The following is a 16,199-nucleotide window of genomic DNA, read 5'->3' on the forward strand; positions in this document are numbered from 1 at the left end:
CCCTCAGCGCGGCGTGCAGCCGCGGCCCTTGCAGAAGTCGCGGGCCGCGGCGCGTACGATCTCCTGGCTGCCCGCGGCGATCTGGCGGCTCATGTCCGACATGACCTTGCCCTGTCTGGCCGCCCAGGCGCGGCCGGCGTCGCTTCGGCGGAACGCGGCCAGCTCGCGCAGTTCGGCCTCGGAATAGGCCGCGGCGTAGTCGGCGGCCAACCGCTCCAGCAGGCTGGGTTTCCACGCCTCATAGGCCGCCCGCAGAGCCTCCGCCGCCTCGGGCGAGGCGCCGACCATGGCGATCATCTGTTCCAGGGCCGCATGACCGCTGGCGAGGACCACCTCGCGGTCGGCGTCGACCAGCAGGCGCGCCGCGGCCAGGGCTGCGGGCGAACCAGGCTGCGCCATCGGCGCCGGATCGGGCGGCGGCGGACTGGGAAAGGCGGTCCAGACCGCCACCGTCTCCCCGGCCGCGCCCTGGGCCATCTGCTCGGCGTCCAGCCGCCAGCGTCCCGTCAGCGACAGGGCCGCATCCGAAAAGCCGAGGCCCTTCGGATGCTCGGCGCGGGACGAGCAGTCCTCGACGAACCCCATCGCCCCGACCTTGCAGGTCAGGAGGCTCCAGCCGGAAATCCGTAGCGCCTTCGACGCCCCCGGCTGCGCGGCCCAGGCCTGGGCCAGGGTCGGGGTCTCGCTCCATTTCGGGGCCTCGATGGTCGGCTTGGGGCCGGCGTCCAGTTCCCTCAGCAGGGCCACGCTGGGCGCCAGGTCGCAATTTCGAGCCTTGCAGAAGGCCGCACGCGCCAGGTTCACCACCTCCGACCCCGCCATGGCGACAATGGCGCCGAGGCGCCGCTCGGGCCCCAGGTCGCGGACCGCCGCCTCGCCCGTCGGGCGCGCCAGGAAGGCGTCGAGGCCGGCGAGCTCGGCGGGAGAGAAGTTCGTGGCCAGGCTTTGGGCCAGGCCGTCCTCCAGGACGCGCAGCGCGTCCGGCGCGCGATCGGCCAGGGCCTTGTGCGCGGCCTCGACGGTTTCCCTGGCGACGCCAGGACTGTTCCACGCCTTGGCGTTGGCTTCGCGGCGAAACGCCTCCACGCCGCCCATCGCCGCCACCAGCCGGGCGGCGGCGTTGCGGGCCGGAGCGGGCGGAGGCGCGCCCGCCGCTTCGGGGGTGGGCGCGGCCTCGGGCGGCAGAGCGAAGCGGACCGGGATGCGCACCGAGCCGCCGGCCACCGCCCGGCCGTCGACCATCTTCGGCTTCATCCGAAACTTCTTCGTCAGGGCCAGGGCGGCCTCGCCGAAGCCCAGCCCGCCGGGGCTCTCGCCGTCGAGCCGGCAATCGGTCAGCGCGCCATAGGGATCGACGTTGCAGGCCACCGCGCTGCGGCCCTCGATCCGCAAGGTCAGGGCCGGCTCGGGATAGAGCGCCGCGACGTCCGCCCCGTTCGGCTGTTCGAGCCAGTCCGGGTTGACCACGACGGACGGCGCCGGCGCAGCGCTGGCCGCCGCGGCCGCCACCCAGCTCGCCGCCGCCAGGCCTGTGATCGTCTTGAAAGCCATACGCACCCCTGAGTGAGCCTAGAGGCCCGCTCGGTAAAGTGGAATCCCTTTGCCGACCGCTCCGGGTCCGGGCGCGACGCGAGGCCCTTCGCCCTGCCCGGCGAAACCCGCTATGACGCGCCGGTGACGACCGTTCTCACCCGCCTGTCCCTGACGGACTTCCGCTCCTATGCGCGGGCCGACCTGGCCCTCGACGGCCGGCCGGTGTTCCTGATCGGGCCGAACGGCGCGGGCAAGACCAATCTCCTGGAGGCGGTCAGTCTGCTGACTCCGGGCCGCGGCCTGCGCGGCGCAGCCAGCGCCGAGCTCGGCCGGCGGCAGCCTGGCGAGAACCAGGGCCGCGCCTGGGCGGTCGCTGCGGTGATCGAGGAGAAGGGCGAGCCGATCCGCGTGGGGACCGGTGTCGAAACCCCGGGCGCGGCTCGCCGCAGCGTGCGCCTGGAGGGCGAGCCCGTCCCGCCCGGCCGTCTGGCCGAGCACCAGCGCCAGGTCTGGCTGACCCCGGCCCAGGACAGGTTGTTTCTCGAAGCGGCCAGCGACCGGCGCCGGTTCTTCGACCGGCTGGTGTTCGCCGCCGAACCCGGCCACGCGGTCCACGCCAGCGCCTACGAGAAAGCCCAGCGCGAACGCCTGCGCCTGCTGACCGACGGCCCGCTCGACCCGGCTTGGCTTTCGGCCCTGGAGGCGCGGATGGCCCAGGCCGGAACCCTGATGGCCGAGGCTCGCGCCCGCACCCTGGCGGCGCTGCAGGAGGAGATCGACAGCCGCGGCGACCGCCCATTCCCGCAGGCGAAACTGACGCTCACCGGCGACTGGGAGCGGATGGCCGCGCAGGGGGTGGATCTCGCTGAGATCGAGGCTCGGCTGGCCCGCGCCCTGGCCGCCGCGCGTGAGCGTGACGCCGCCGCTGGACGTTCCCTGACCGGGCCGCACCGGGGCGATCTGGCGGTCGTTCACGCCGAAAAGGACCGCCCAGCCGCCGAATGCTCTACCGGCGAGCAGAAAGCCCTGATTTTGAACCTGGTTTTGGGCCAGGCGGCGCGTCTTTCGCGTGCAGAATCGGCTCCGAACCCTATATTATTGCTGGATGAAGTCGCAGCGCATCTGGACCGCCGCCGGCGGGCCGCGCTCTTCGACGAAATCGAGGCGCTCAGGCTGCAGGCGTTCCTGACCGGCACCGACGAGCATCTCTTCGAGGATTTGAAGGGCCGCGCCCAGGGCGTCCATGTGGACGCCTCGGGCCTGGCGATTCTGGACACCGAATGACCGACGAGACCCAAGGCGAAAACCACGGCCCGGAAACCAATGGCCAGGCCGAATATGGCGCGGAGTCCATCAAGGTCCTGAAGGGCCTGGATGCGGTGCGCAAGCGCCCCGGCATGTACATCGGCGACACCGATGACGGCTCGGGCCTGCACCACATGGTCTACGAGGTGGTCGACAACGCCATCGACGAGACCCTGGCCGGCTGGGCCAGCCGCGTCGAGGTGATCCTGAACGCCGACGGGTCCTGCACCGTCACCGACGACGGCCGCGGCATTCCGGTGGGCATCCACGAGGGCGAGGGGGTCTCGGCGGCCGAGGTCATCATGACCCAACTGCACGCCGGCGGTAAGTTCGACCAGAATTCCTACAAGGTGTCCGGCGGCCTGCACGGCGTCGGTGTCTCGGTGGTGAACGCGCTGTCGGACTGGCTGCGCCTGAAGATCTATCGCGACGGCAAGGCCCACGAGATGGAGTTCCGCCGCGGCGATGCGGTCTCTCCGCTGAAGGTGGTGGGCGATGCGCCGCTGCGGCCGAACGGCGAGCCGCTGTCGGGCACCGAGGTCACCTTCCTGCCCTCGACCGAAACCTTCGCGTTCATCGAGTTCGACCGCAAGACGCTCGAACACCGTCTGCGCGAACTGGCGTTCCTGAACTCCGGCGTGACCATCTGGCTGAAGGACCACCGCGAGGCCGAGCCGTTCGAGGAGGTCATGTCCTACGAAGGCGGCATCGAGGCCTTCGTGCGCCACCTCGACAAGGCCAAGACCCCGCTGGTCAAGGCCCCGATCGTGGTCCGCGGCCGCAAGGACAATGTCGAGCTGGACCTGGCCTTGTGGTGGAACGACGGCTACCACGAGAACGTCCTCTGCTTCACGAACAACATCCCGCAGAAGGACGGCGGCACCCACCTGGCGGCGTTCCGCTCGGCGATGACCCGCATCATCACCAGCTATGCCGAGAGCTCCGGCGCGACCAAGCGCGAGAAGGTCTCGCTGTCGGGCGAGGACGCGCGCGAAGGCTTGACCTGCGTGCTGTCGGTCAAGGTGCCCGACCCGAAATTCTCGTCCCAGACCAAGGACAAGCTGGTCTCGTCAGAGGTGCGGCCGGCGGTGGAAAGCCTGGTCGGCGAAGGGGTCGGCGCCTGGTTCGAGGAGCATCCGAACGAAGGCAAGCTGATCGTCCAGAAGATCGCCGAGGCCGCAGCAGCGCGGGAGGCGGCGCGCAAGGCACGCGAGCTGACCCGCCGCAAGTCGGCGCTCGACATCACCTCGCTGCCCGGCAAGCTGGCCGACTGTTCCGAGAAGGACCCGGCCAAGTCCGAGATCTTCCTGGTCGAGGGCGACTCCGCCGGCGGCTCGGCCAAGCAGGCGCGCAATCGCGAGAACCAGGCGATCCTGCCCCTGCGCGGCAAGATTCTGAACGTCGAGCGCGCGCGTTTCGACAAGATGCTGTCATCCGACCAGGTCGGCACCCTGATCACCGCGCTCGGCGCCGGGATCGGCCGCGACGACTTCAACATCGACAAGCTGCGCTACCACAAGATCGTCATCATGACCGACGCCGACGTCGACGGCGCCCACATCCGGACCCTGCTGCTGACCTTCTTCTACCGGCAGATGCCGGAGGTGATCGAGCGCGGCTATCTCTATATCGCCCAGCCGCCGCTCTATAAGGCGACCAAGAGCCGCCAGTCGCGCTATCTGAAGGACGACGCCGAGCTGGAAGCCTATCTGATGGACGAGGGCGTCGACGGGGCGACCCTCGACCTCGCCAGCGGCGAGCGCCTGCTCGGCGCCGACCTGCTGGCCCTGGTCCAGGCGGCCCGCGGCGCCAAGGCCAATATCGAACGGCTGGCCGCCCGCGCCCCGGCCTTCGCCATCGAACAGGCGGCCCTGGCCGGCCTGTTGCAGGACGGCGGCGGAGACCTCGCCAAGGCCGCCGCCCGCCTCGACCTCTATGCCGAGGAAGGCGACGGCGCCTGGACCGGCGAGGCGGCGGCGACCGGCGGTTACGCCTTCTCGCGCATCCGCCGCGGCGTGTCCGAGCGCATCGTGCTGGACGACCTGCTGCTGCAGGCGGCCGATGCGCGCCGCCTGTCGGAACGAGCCATGACCATGGCCGAGACCTTCGAAGGCGTGGCCGCCTTCACCCGCAAGGACAAGACCACGACGGTCCGCGGCCCGCTGGACCTGTTCAATGCGGTGATGGACTCCGGCCGCCGGGGCCTGTCGATCCAGCGCTACAAGGGGCTGGGCGAGATGAATCCAGACCAGCTCTGGGAAACCACCCTGGACGCCGACGCCCGCACCCTGCTGCAGGTCAAGGTGACCCATGCCGACGACGCCGACGACATGTTCACCCGCCTGATGGGCGACCTGGTCGAACCGCGCCGCGAGTTCATCCAGGACAACGCCCTGGACGCCGAGGTGGACGTCTGACGCCGGCGACGCAGGGCTTTAGGCTGCCGATACGGCTTCCGGTCGGCGGCGCAGCAGCGCGCCCGCGGTTCCGAATCCGACGATCATCATCGCCCAGGCGGCCGGTTCCGGCACGGCGCTGACCGCGGCGGTATAGGTGATCGAGCCGACGAAGCTCTTGCCGGTGTTGAGGCCCCACTTCCCGACCCCGTAGCCGCTGAGCAGGGTGATGGCGCTGTCGCCGGCGCGCACCGCTCCGACCGCGTCGCCGGGCGTGTCGGCGAACATCACTGACCCGTAAACCCGGTCCAGGGCCAGGATGTAGAAGCCGACCGTGCTGTCGGCCGCCGCCGTGAAATCGTTGAAGTCCAAGGTCCGGTCGCCTTGGCCGTCCGGGATGCGGACCAGCGACGAATAGCGCAGCGTCCAGCCTGCGAGGCTGTCGGTATGGCCGGAAAGGCCGCCGTCATAGGTGTAGATCTCATAGCCGACATTGCGCGCGCTGCGGCCCCAAAGGGTCGTGGTCAGGCTCTCGAACGTCACGTCGACGCCGCCGACCTTCACGTCGAACATCACTCCGTCGTTGCCGTTGTTGGCGACATCGGGCGTCACCAGGGTCGCGGCCAGCGCCGGGGTTGCGGAAAGCGCCAGGGCGGCCAGCGCGCCCAGCATGGTTGTCGTCTTGCTCATTAAAGCCCCACCTTCATCGAACAGCAGTGTGTCGGCGGGGCTAAGGGAGGCGGAGGGACCCGTCATCCCTACTAATCAGTAGGGGTCAGGCCGTTCGGCGCTCCTCGAACGGCGTCCGACCTCACGGGGCGGCCTGCTCGGCCGGCGCCGCACGCGGCCTCGGGAACACGAAGGCCAGGGTGGTCAGCGCCGCCAGCGACATGCCGAGCGCCGCGGCCGGAATCGCCGGCACGCCGTAGGTCGCCAGGGCCAGCCCGCCCATGGCCGAGCCCAGCGCCTGGCCGACCGAGATCACCGAGCCGTTCAGGGCCAGGGCGACCGGCGCGCCGCCGGTCATGTCGATCAGCCGCGCCTGGATCACCGGGGTGATCGAGAACAGCGCCGTGGCCGCGACGAAGATGCCCAGGCCGACCATCGCCGCGCTGGGCCAGCCGGCGGGCGCGACGTGATTGGTGGCGGCCAGGTGGATGCTCATCGCCGTGGCCTGGATCATGAAGCCGATCAGGATCCAGCTCCGGCCCATGTCGCGGTTGGCCGCCCGCGCGCCCAGCCACAGGCCGGCGATGGATCCGAAACCGATCATCGACTGGAAGGCGGCGACGCCGGCGCCGGTGACGCCCGCCCCGACCCGCACGATGGGGGCGATGTAGAGGTTGAGGGTCATGTTGGCGGCGAAGGCCAGGAAGGTGGTCAGGTAGAGCGGCCAGATCGCCGGCAGGTCCATGGTTCCGCCGGCCCGCTTCGGCGGCGCCGGCACGCGCGGCAGGAACAGCAGCACGCCGGCCAGGGCGATGGCCGACAGGGTGGCCGCGGTCAGGAAGGTGGCGCGCCAGCCGAAGATGTCGCCGACCACGCTGCCGATCGGGATGCCGACCACGAAGGCGAGCGTCATGCCGCCCGAGACCATGGCCAGCGCCGAGCCGCGCCGCTCCGGCGGCGCCAGCGAGGCGGCCGCGACGCTGGCCGCCGGCCCCGACATCGCTCCGGCCAGGCCCGCCAGGGCCCGCAGCACCATCAGGACCTCGAAGTTCGGCGTCAGGGCGCAGGCGATGTGCAGCGCAAGGCCGAGCGACAGGCCGGCTATGACCATGAACTTGCGGTCGACCCGGCCGAACAGCCAGGCCGCGACCGGGCCCAGCACCGCCGAGGTCAGGACGAAGACCGTCTGCAACTGGCCGGCGACGGCCGTCGTTACGCCCAGGTCGGCCGCCAGCGTCTCGAGCAGGCCGGCGAAGATGAAGGCGCCCGACCCGAACGCGAACGTCACCATGGTCAGAACGAAGATACGCGGGTTCATGCGGCCAGCTTAGGCATGGCCGCATACCGTAAGCTAGACGCTACGAGCGGAATTCGGTGCGGCGCCCGTCGGTTTGGGTTTCCCTAGGGGAAGGGCGGCATGGCGAACCGAAGACCCGTGGGCCGCCATCGGTCGGCGCCTTCGCCGCTAGGCGGGACCGGCGGGCGCAGCCTGTAACACCTTTGCGTGCGAAAACGGCTTTCCCTTTGCCTTCCGCCACGGCATAGAGATTTTAGATAAAACGGTATGTTTTGGGAGGAAGCCATGGCGGATTCAGCAGAGGCGGCGACGGTCGACGGCCTGGGCTTCGACCCGGTCAAGCTGCGCGAGAAGTATCGCGCCGAGCGTGACAAGCGCCTGCGGGGCGACGGCAACGAGCAGTATGTCGAGATGAAGGGCCGCTTCGCCCACTATCTCGAAGACCCCTATATCGAGCCGGGTTTCACCCGCGAGCCGCTGACCGACGAGGTCGAGGTGGTGGTGATCGGCGGCGGCTTCGGCGGCCTGTTGACCGGCGCGCGCCTGCGCGAGGCCGGGGTCAAGGACATCCGCATCATCGAAAAGGGCGGCGACTTCGGCGGCACCTGGTACTGGAACCGCTATCCGGGCGCGGCCTGCGACGTCGAAAGCTACGTCTATCTGCCGCTGCTGGAGGAGACCGGCTACATGCCGGTCGAGAAATATACCCGCGCGCCGGAGATCCTCGCCCACTGCCGGGCGATCGCCAAGCAGTACGATCTCTATTCCAACGCCTGCCTGCAGACCGAGGTCACCGGCCTGAAGTGGGACGAGGCCGCCCATCGCTGGATCGTCTCCACCAACCGCGGCGACGCCATGAAGGCGCGGTTCATCTGCATGGCCAACGGCCCGCTGCATCGGCCGAAGCTACCCGGCATTCCGGGCGTGGAGAGCTTCAAGGGCCACACCTTCCACACCAGCCGCTGGGACTATGACTATACCGGCGGGGATTCGAACGGCGGCCTGACCGGCCTGGCCGGCAAGCGCGTCGGCATCATCGGCACCGGGGCGACGGCGGTGCAGTGCGTGCCGCACCTGGGGGCGGGCGCCAAGGAACTGTTCGTCTTCCAACGCACGCCGTCCTCGATCGACGTGCGCAACAACCGTCCGACCGATCCGGAATGGGCCGCGAGCCTTGAGCCGGGCTGGCAGCAGGCCCGGATGGACAACTTCAACGTCCTGGTCAGCGGCGGCTTCGCCGAGGAGGACCTGGTCGCCGACGGCTGGACCGACATCATCCGCAACCTCGGCATGATCGCCCGCAACAAGGCGGCCAACCAGGGGGTGCAGGACCCGGCCGCCCTGGTCCAGCTCGCCGACTTCCAGAAGATGGAGCAGATCCGCGCCCGCGTGGATTCGGTGATCCAGGACCAGGCCACCGCCGAGGCGCTGAAGCCCTATTACAACCAGTTCTGCAAGCGGCCCTGCTTCCACGACGAATACCTCGCCACCTTCAACCGGCCGAACGTCACCCTGGTCGACACCGCCGGCCGCGGCGTGGAGGCGATCACCGAGAAGGGCGTGGTGGTCGACGGCGTCGAATACGAGCTGGACTGCCTGATCTTCGCCACCGGCTTCGAGGTCGGCACCTCCTATGCGCGCCGGGCGGGCTACGAGATCGAGGGCAAGGACGGCGTCACCCTGACGCAGAAGTGGGCGGAGGGCATTTCCACCCTGCACGGCCTGCACAGCCGCGGCTTCCCCAACTGCTTCATCATGAGTAACGCCCAGTCGGGGTTCACGGTGAACTTCCCGCACATGATCAACGAGCAGGCCAAGCACATCGCCTACATCCTCAAGACCTGCGAGGATCGCGGCGTGACGGTGGTTGAAGCGTCCAAGGACGCCGAGGACGCCTGGGTGCAGGAGATCATCTCCTCGGCCCTGCAACGCGCCAAGTTCGCCGAGGAATGCACCCCCGGCTACTACAACAACGAGGGCCAGCCCTCGGAGCTGGCGGCGCGCAACGGCTCCTATGGCAAGGGGTCGATCGCCTTCGTGAAGATCCTCGAAGACTGGCGCGCGGCCGACCGGCTGGAAGGGCTGGAACTCTCCTCCTGACCGGCGGTCGGGTCAGGTCCAGTAAACCCCGGGACCGACCCCCGCGGCGGAGGCGTCGCGGGTGTCGCCCAAGTTTTTCCAGCCCCACGGCGGCGTAGTCGTCGCGGGTGACGCCGATGATGATCCTGTCCCAATAGCGGCCCTGGCGGAAATGCCAGCGCCGCTGGCGGCCTTCTTCCTTCCAGCCGCACTTGCCGACATAGAGGCGGTAGGACGCCTGGTTGTATTCGATGATGTCGCTGTCCAGCCGTTCGAGATTCAGCTCCTCGAAGGCGTAGCGCATCACCGCCATGACGGTGTCGAAGCCATAGCCTCGCCCACGCACGGCGGGATCGCCCAGCATGACGCCGTGGGTCGCGTGGCGGTTCTTCCAGTCGATGTCCACGAGGTTGGCCGTGCCGAGCAGGGCGCCGTCCTCCAGCCCTTCGATGACGAGCCGCAGGCTGGCCGGGTCGCTCTTGAGCCCCGAGAACCAGGTGCGGATCGAATCGAAGCTGGTCGGGAAGCGCCAGCCGCCTAGGTTGGACCACAGCACCTCGTCATTGGCCCAGGCCTGCAGTTGCGGCAGATCCGCCTCCTCCACGGCGCGCAGGCGCACCTTGCGTCCGGGAATGCTCATCTGGGCGCCTCGGCGATGACATAGATGCTGGCGCAGGCGGCCGCGTCCTCGCGGCCGAGCTGATAGCATCCTTCCATGAAGGCCTCGCCCACCAGCGGCCCGCCGATCAGGGCGTCGAACTGAAAGTTCGCCAGGGGCTTGTAGAAGATGCCGCCGGTATGGACGATCGGCAGACCGGCTGCGCGTACGTCGCGGGCCAGGGTGTCCAGCCGATAGACGCGGCGATGGCCGGCGGCGATGTCGTCGGCGCTCAGCGCCTCGAGGTGCGAGAGCACGCCCATCTTCACGGCGATCCGGCGCGAGGGCGCCTCGGCGTTCGGTACGACGGTGAACAGCCGGCCGGTCGGGGTCAGCAGGGCCGCGAGCCTGGCCAGGCAGGCGGCAGCGTCCTCGACGTGCTCCAGTACGTGCGAGAAGACGATGGTGTCGAACCGGCGCTCGGTCGCGTAGGTCTCGATGAAGGCCTGCTCGAACCGCACGGCGTCGCCGACCCGGCGGCGGGTTTCGGCGATGAAGGCCGCAGTGGGCTCCAGCACCGTCAGGTCCGCAAAACGGGCGGCGAGGAGGCTGGTCTGGTCGCCGTGGGCGCAGCCGACCTGCAGGCAGGCCCCCTCGCGCCAGAACGGCTCGAAGGTCCGCATCATATAGCCGCGCATCGCCGCGTCGAAGGGGGCGGCCGTCTCGCCGTAGGAGGCCAGGGCGGCGTCGAGCCTTTCCTGTTCGGCGGCGGTGTCCAGTGGCGTCATCTCTGATCCGGCTTGAAGGTCCAGCGCTCGGGCGGCTGGTAATATTCGTCGAGGCTGGCCGCCACGCGCGCGTCGTAGCCCAGCAATTGCCGGGCCTTGGGCCCATGGTCCTCCGCCCGCAGCGGAGCCAGGAACCGCGGCCAGTCCATCTGCGGTTTCATGAAGGGCCGCCCGAAGCAGAGGGTCAGCGCGCGGCGCGGCCGGTCGCTGCGGTTCGGCGCGGCGGCGTGGACCAGCAGGCTGTCGAACAGCAGGATGTCGCCGGCCCGGCCGACCGCGTGTTCCGCGTGAGCCTGGAAATGGGCGTGGCTCGGCATGGCTTCAACGTGCTGAGATCCGGGCAGCATCAGGGTCGCGCCGTTCTGCGCGGTGAAGTCGTCCAGCATGACCAGCATGTTCAGCGACAAGGGATAGCTGGCGGTATAGGCCCGCACGTCACGATGCGGCTTGAGCGTATAGGCGCCGCCGCCCGGGAGATTGAGAGCCGCTCCGAAGTTCAGCAGGATGAACTTGCCGCCGAAGCGCCGCTCGACGAACGGCCACAGCGGCAGGTCGGCGACGAAGGCGTCCAGGCTGGTTCCCTCGCCGAGCAGATGATGAGCCGTGCCCTCCATGCCGGCGGCCACGCCGTTGGCGACCTGTACGGCCCGGCGGCGGTGATAGACCTGTTCGGCGTCTTCGCGCAGGGCGGCGAGCTGGGCCTCGTCCAGGACGCCGGGGAACCGCACCCAGCCGCGCGTGGCGATCAGGCGGTCGAACTCGGCCTCGTCGATGGCGGGAAGGGGGCAGGCGTCGGACAGGGTCATGGGGCCAGCTTCACGAACAGGGCGGTGCCGATGACGAAGGAGAGCGCGACCTTGTCGCCCAGCCGCTGGAGCCAGGCGTCGCCCACCCGGCGCGGCCCGTCGCCGAAGGCCCAGACATAGTCGTCGAAGACGATCCACCCGCCGGGCTTGACCTTGGGAACCCAGGCCTCGGCATCGGCGGCGACGCTCTCATAGGCATGGTTGCCGTCGATGTGCAGCAGGCTGATGCGGCCTTCGTAGGTCGTCGTCCCGAAGGTCTCGGTCCTTACCGTCAGGCCGGACCGATAGGCCCGGGCGGCCTCGGTCGAAGGCGCCCGCAGATAGTTGAGCCGTCCGCCGGCCAGCGGGGCGAGATTGATCTGGAAGATGCGGAAGGCGGCCTCGGCGTCGATCCGGGCGCTGGCCTGGTCGAGCACGGCCACGCCCTGGTCCAGGTGGCTGTTGGCCCATGGATCGACGCACAGCACCGGCCCGATGTCCCAGCGCCTGGCCAGCATCACCAGCAGGGCGGCCGAGCGCCCCCACCATGAGCCGATCTCGACCACGTCCCCCTCGGGCGCATGGCGCATGGCGCCGATCAGGGCGGCCGCCTTGTCGAGGTCGGACATGCCTGGAATGGTGTCGAGCAGCCGCAGCAGGCCCGCCCGTTCGATCCTCGTCAGCGGCGGATGGCCGTCCGAGAGGGCGAACCAGCGCGATTCGCAATTCTCGGCGCGCGCCGCCAGGGCCTCATAGGCCCGCTCGGTCGCCAGGGCGGGATTGGGGGCGATGAGCCGCACGCCCGGCGCCACGGTCTCCAGCACGTCGGTCAGGACGCCCGAGACGACCTCATGCGGCGAGAACACCGCCTGCACGCCGCGCCGGCGCACCGCCTCGCCCAGGGCCTGGGCGAAACCGTCCTCGTGGACATAGGGCAGGGTTTCCCAGGCCTCGTAGTCGGCGGCGGCGGCGTCGAATCCCAGTGACGAGGCGCCGATGACGCACGCGCCGCGCCCCTGCGCCTCGGCGCGAAAGCGCTGGGCGTCGGGCAAGCCGGCGGGAAAGACCAGGATGGTTTCGACCAAGAGACGCCTCGCAAAGGCCCAGCGGCGAAGGTCGAAGCTTATGGTTAACAATCTGGAAAGCGGGGCGGCCGAAGGTGGCGCAAATCCGGCTGGAGCCCTTCGTGTCCGCTGCCCTAGACCCAATTCCCCGCGACCGCATGGCGCAGGGCCGCGCGGCCCTGGCCGCCGGCGATCCCGTCCAGGCCGCCAACCTCTTTCACGAAGCGGCCCAGGCCGATCCCGTCGATTGGGAGTCGCGCTACTGGCTCTCCAGCGCCTTGACGGCGGCGGGGGAGCCGGCGCTCGCGGCCCAGACGCTGGACGACGCCCGCAACCTGCACGGCACGGCGGCGATTCGGGCGGCGGGGGCCGACATGGCGCGCCTGCGTGGGGACAAGGCCTATTGCCGCGAGATCGGCATGAAGTTCTACGCCGCCAAGCTGATGGCCGCGGCCAGCGTCTGCCTGGGCCGAGGGCTCGACTTCGACAACCTGGAGCCGGAGAACTTCATCGCCTACGGCCTGGCCCTGCAGCACCAGGGACGGATGAAGGAGGCGACCGACGTCTTCACCGCAGTGTCCGAGGTGTTCTCCGACGCCGAGGCGCATGAATTCCTGCTCTATGCGCTGTTCCATGCAGAGGACCGACTGCAACGGGTGCTGGCGGAGGGGCGCCGCTGGGGCCAGCTCTACGCCGATACGGCCGCCTTCCCGTCGCCGGATTTCGCGGTCGAGCGCCGGGCCGACCGGCGCCTGCGCGTCGGCTATCTCGGGCCGAGCTTCACCCGCAACCAGGTGGCCCAGTTCATCGGTCCGGTGCTGGAAGCTCATGATCCGCAGGCGGTGGAGGTGTTCCTCTATTGCGTCGATCCGGCCTTCGAAGCGGCCTTGCCCGGCCATTGCACCGCCCGGGCGATCGGCGCGCTGGACGACGAGGCGGCCGCGGCGATGATCCGCGCCGACCGCATCGACATCCTGGTCGACATCTGGGGGCACAATGCGGGCGGTCGCCTGCCGGTCTTTGCGCGCCGTCCGGCGCCGATCCAGGTCGCCTGGATCAACTTCGTCCAAACCACGGGGCTCGCGTGCATCGACTATGTGCTGCACGCACAGTCGATGGATGCGCCCGGCACCGCAGAGGCGTTCTGCGAGGAAATCTGGAATCTCGGGGAGATCATGGTCCCCTATCGCCCGCCGGCGAACCGCCCGGACCTGGTTCCGACCCCGGCCCTGGCGCGCGGCCATGTGGTCTACGGCTCGTTCAACAACCCGGCCAAGCTCAGCGATGCGACGGTCGAGGCCTGGGCGAAGATCCTGCGGGCGCGGCCGAGGGACCGGCTGGTGCTGAAATACAGCTATTTCGTCGATCCGGTGCTGCAACGCGCGACGCGCGCCCGCTTCGCCGGCTGGGGCGCGGACCCCGATCAGCTCGAGTTCCGCGGCCACACTAGCGGCCTCGACTATCTGAGGGAATTTCAGGACATCGACCTGGCGCTCGATCCTTCGCCCTGTCCGGGGGGAACCACCACCTGCGACGCCCTGGCCAACGGCGTGCCGGTGCTGACCCTGAAGGGCGACGACTTCTATTCGCGGATCGGCCTGCCTGCGGTGCTGCCATGCGGCCTGCCCGAATTGGTGGCCGAAAGCTGGGACGACTATGTGGCGCGGGCGTTGGACCTGACCGCCGACCATGCCGCCCTCGACGCCTTGCGGGCGCGGACCCGGCAGGGCTTCGACGCCTCGGCCTATCGCGACGAGGCCGGGTTCGCCCGCCGGCTGGAAGCGGCCTATCGCGCCATGTTCGCGCGTTGGCTGGCGTGAGGACGATCGGAAGCGTCCTGCCTCTTCCGTCTACGGACGAAGTTTCTGGCCAGAGCCTTTGGGATTTCTGGACCGCCGGTGCGAACTGGGCGGCCTATTCCTCGGCGCGCAGCGCCCTGGCGGCGCTGCTGGCCGACAGGGAGGTGCGCCGGGTCTGGCTGCCGGCCTATGCCTGCCCCGCCCTGATGGAGGGCGCTATAGCGGGCCGGCGACAGGCGGCCTGGTACGCGGTGGACGAGCGGCTGGAGCCGCGGCTCCAAGATCTGCAATCGGTGCGGTCGGGCGATGCGGTGGTCGGGATCGCCTATTTCGGCCGGTCGCCGAGCGAGGATTTCCAGGCCCTGGTCCGCGCGCGGCCCGACGTCCTGTGGATCGAGGATCGCGCCCAGGCCCTGGCGCCGGGGCCGGCCTGGGGTGCGGTGCGGCTCTTCAGCCCGCGCAAGCTGATCGGGGTCGGCGACGGCGGGTTGCTGGTGGCCGAGACGAAGCTTCTCCAACCGTCCGCGCCGCCCTCGCGAACCGAAGCCGGGGCCCAGGCGGCCCGCGCTGGCGACCCCGACGGCCAGGCGCCGGAGACCTGGTTTCCCGCCTTCCAGGCCCAGGAGGCGGCGTTCACGGTCGATGCTGCGGCGATGTCGCCGCGGACGGCGCAGGCGCTGCGCGGCTGTCTCGCCGAACCCTTGATCGCCGCGCGTCGGCGCAACGCCGGCTGTCTGGCGGCCGCCTTGGCCGATATCGCCCTGTGGCCGGAGCCGCCGAACTGGCCGCCCCTGGCCTTTCCGATCCTGGTCGCCGACGCCGCGGCCTTCGTGCGCGGGATGGCGGCGCAGGGCGTCTTCTGCGCCCGCCACTGGGCGGACCTGCCTTCGCCGGAGAGGTTCGGGCCGGCGCACGACCTCGCGCGGCGGCTGGTGTCGCTGCCCTGCGATCATCGTTACGGCGAGGAGGACATGGCGCGAGTCGTGCGCGCCGTCCGCCAGGTTCAGGCCGGGGCGCGATAGGCCGGGAAATAGGCGCTCGTCTCACGCCCGGCGGCGAGGCGCTCGTAGCGCTCGGTGTCGAGCACCGCGCCGCACAGCCAGGCCTGGGTGCGGGCGTTGGCGAAGCCCGCCTTGAACTGCGCCAGGCCGTCGTCGGCGTCACTCATGCCGGCCGGCCCGCCCAGGTTGACGACGCCGCTGGTGAAATGCTCCACGGCGGCGGCGTAGAGGGCGAAGTTCGCACCATTGGCGTAGCCGGCGGCGTTCGAGGCGGTGAGGTGGTTGTAGACCACGCCGTCATGCTCGAACCACAGGGTCATGCCGGCCAGGTCGTCGCCGACGAAGGCGGCGAAGGCGCAGATGGCTGGATCGGCGGCCAGAGCCTCGAAATAGTCTGGCCGGAAGGCGGCGGTTCCGGCGATCTCCCGTTTTGCCGACAGCTCCGCATAGAGCGCCCGCCAGCCATCCATGTGGCGGTCCAGCGAGGTCAGCTCGATCCGGCATCGCCTCTGGCCCCGCCGGATGCGCTCGCGGTGGTGGCGACTGGGCGCGAAGGGCGTGGAACGGTCGATCAGGTAGTGGGTCTTGAACGGGCGGCAGATCGGAAAGGCCCGCTGAAGCGCAGCCGGATCGGGGGCGGCCAGCGGATCGGGAACCATCACCAGCGAGACCAGGCCCGCGGCGCGGCAGCGCGCGAGGCCGTCCTCCAGGTCGGCGTCGGCCGCCAGCGGCGTCATCGGATAGACGCCCGTGGCGTCCTGGCCGCCTCCTGGGACCAGCCGCGGGATCGCCCAGGATCGCCATTCGGGCACAGCCAGCGCGGGCAGGCCGTCCTCCAGAGCCGCGACATAGCGGGGATTGAGATAGGGATGCGGCGCGGTCACG

Annotated in this window: 12 protein-coding genes and 1 pseudogene; 5 read left to right on the plus strand and 8 right to left on the minus strand. The window is 69.9% G+C overall.

Features of this window, described 5'->3' with window-relative positions; translation table 11 throughout:
• Window positions 1–3: 3 nt before the first annotated feature.
• Window positions 4–1,551, minus strand: a complete 1,548-nt coding sequence (locus ACE3TL_RS02930; RefSeq protein WP_374577187.1) for a TonB family protein — start codon at window positions 1,549–1,551, stop codon at window positions 4–6.
• 123 nt (window positions 1,552–1,674) lie between these two features.
• Here ACE3TL_RS02930 and recF point away from each other — a divergent pair, with 123 nt between their 5' ends.
• Both recF and gyrB read left to right on the plus strand, forming a co-directional pair.
• Window positions 1,675–2,817, plus strand: a complete 1,143-nt coding sequence (recF, locus tag ACE3TL_RS02935) for a DNA replication/repair protein RecF (protein ID WP_374577188.1) — start codon at window positions 1,675–1,677, stop codon at window positions 2,815–2,817.
• The gene (gyrB, locus tag ACE3TL_RS02940) at window positions 2,814–5,255 is read left to right on the plus strand and encodes a DNA topoisomerase (ATP-hydrolyzing) subunit B (RefSeq protein WP_374577190.1); all 2,442 of its coding nucleotides are present in this window, start codon (window positions 2,814–2,816) and stop codon (window positions 5,253–5,255) included. Before recF ends, gyrB begins: the two co-directional genes overlap by 4 nt.
• An 18-nt stretch (window positions 5,256–5,273) precedes the next feature.
• On the opposite strand, the gene ACE3TL_RS02945 is transcribed toward gyrB, so the two are convergent.
• Together ACE3TL_RS02945 and ACE3TL_RS02950 are read right to left on the minus strand one after the other, a co-directional pair.
• Window positions 5,274–5,924, minus strand: coding sequence for a PEPxxWA-CTERM sorting domain-containing protein (locus tag ACE3TL_RS02945; RefSeq protein WP_374577191.1), 651 nt, complete (start codon window positions 5,922–5,924; stop codon window positions 5,274–5,276).
• A 121-nt stretch (window positions 5,925–6,045) separates the two neighbouring features.
• A complete protein-coding gene (locus tag ACE3TL_RS02950) occupies window positions 6,046–7,221 on the minus strand; it encodes an MFS transporter (RefSeq protein ID WP_374577192.1) in 1,176 nt (391 codons plus the stop codon).
• 264 nt (window positions 7,222–7,485) lie between these two features.
• On the opposite strand from ACE3TL_RS02950, the gene ACE3TL_RS02955 reads away from it, so the two are divergent.
• On the plus strand, window positions 7,486–9,300 hold the full coding sequence (locus ACE3TL_RS02955; RefSeq protein WP_374577193.1) for a flavin-containing monooxygenase: 1,815 nt from the start codon (window positions 7,486–7,488) through the stop codon (window positions 9,298–9,300).
• A gap of 181 nt (window positions 9,301–9,481) precedes the next feature.
• On the opposite strand, the pseudogene ACE3TL_RS02960 reads toward ACE3TL_RS02955, so the two are convergent.
• The 4 genes and pseudogenes from ACE3TL_RS02960 to ACE3TL_RS02975 form a co-directional block, all read right to left on the minus strand.
• Window positions 9,482–9,988 (minus strand): annotated as a pseudogene (locus ACE3TL_RS02960) (GNAT family N-acetyltransferase); the annotation flags it as partial.
• A complete protein-coding gene (locus tag ACE3TL_RS02965) occupies window positions 9,916–10,665 on the minus strand; it encodes a class I SAM-dependent methyltransferase (protein WP_374577194.1) in 750 nt (249 codons plus the stop codon). The gene ACE3TL_RS02965 and the pseudogene ACE3TL_RS02960, both read right to left, overlap by 73 nt.
• A complete protein-coding gene (locus ACE3TL_RS02970; protein WP_374577195.1) occupies window positions 10,662–11,471 on the minus strand; it encodes a phytanoyl-CoA dioxygenase family protein in 810 nt (269 codons plus the stop codon). The genes ACE3TL_RS02965 and ACE3TL_RS02970 overlap by 4 nt, the downstream gene beginning before the upstream one ends.
• On the minus strand, window positions 11,468–12,535 hold the full coding sequence (locus ACE3TL_RS02975) for a class I SAM-dependent methyltransferase (protein ID WP_374577197.1): 1,068 nt from the start codon (window positions 12,533–12,535) through the stop codon (window positions 11,468–11,470). Before ACE3TL_RS02975 ends, ACE3TL_RS02970 begins: the two co-directional genes overlap by 4 nt.
• A gap of 101 nt (window positions 12,536–12,636) precedes the next feature.
• Here ACE3TL_RS02975 and ACE3TL_RS02980 point away from each other — a divergent pair, with 101 nt between their 5' ends.
• Complete coding sequence (locus ACE3TL_RS02980; RefSeq protein ID WP_374577199.1) at window positions 12,637–14,334, plus strand: tetratricopeptide repeat protein; 1,698 nt, start codon at window positions 12,637–12,639, stop codon at window positions 14,332–14,334.
• A complete protein-coding gene (locus ACE3TL_RS02985) occupies window positions 14,331–15,335 on the plus strand; it encodes a hypothetical protein (RefSeq protein WP_374577201.1) in 1,005 nt (334 codons plus the stop codon). Before ACE3TL_RS02980 ends, ACE3TL_RS02985 begins: the two co-directional genes overlap by 4 nt.
• Here the strand turns inward: ACE3TL_RS02985 and ACE3TL_RS02990 are convergent.
• Window positions 15,317–16,198, minus strand: coding sequence for a GNAT family N-acetyltransferase (locus ACE3TL_RS02990; RefSeq protein WP_374577202.1), 882 nt, complete (start codon window positions 16,196–16,198; stop codon window positions 15,317–15,319). The two genes, ACE3TL_RS02985 and ACE3TL_RS02990, sit on opposite strands and share 19 nt — an antisense overlap.
• Between the last annotated feature and the right edge of the window lies 1 nt (window position 16,199).

The organism is Phenylobacterium sp. (assembly GCF_041920015.1).
GTDB lineage: Bacteria > Pseudomonadota > Alphaproteobacteria > Caulobacterales > Caulobacteraceae > Phenylobacterium.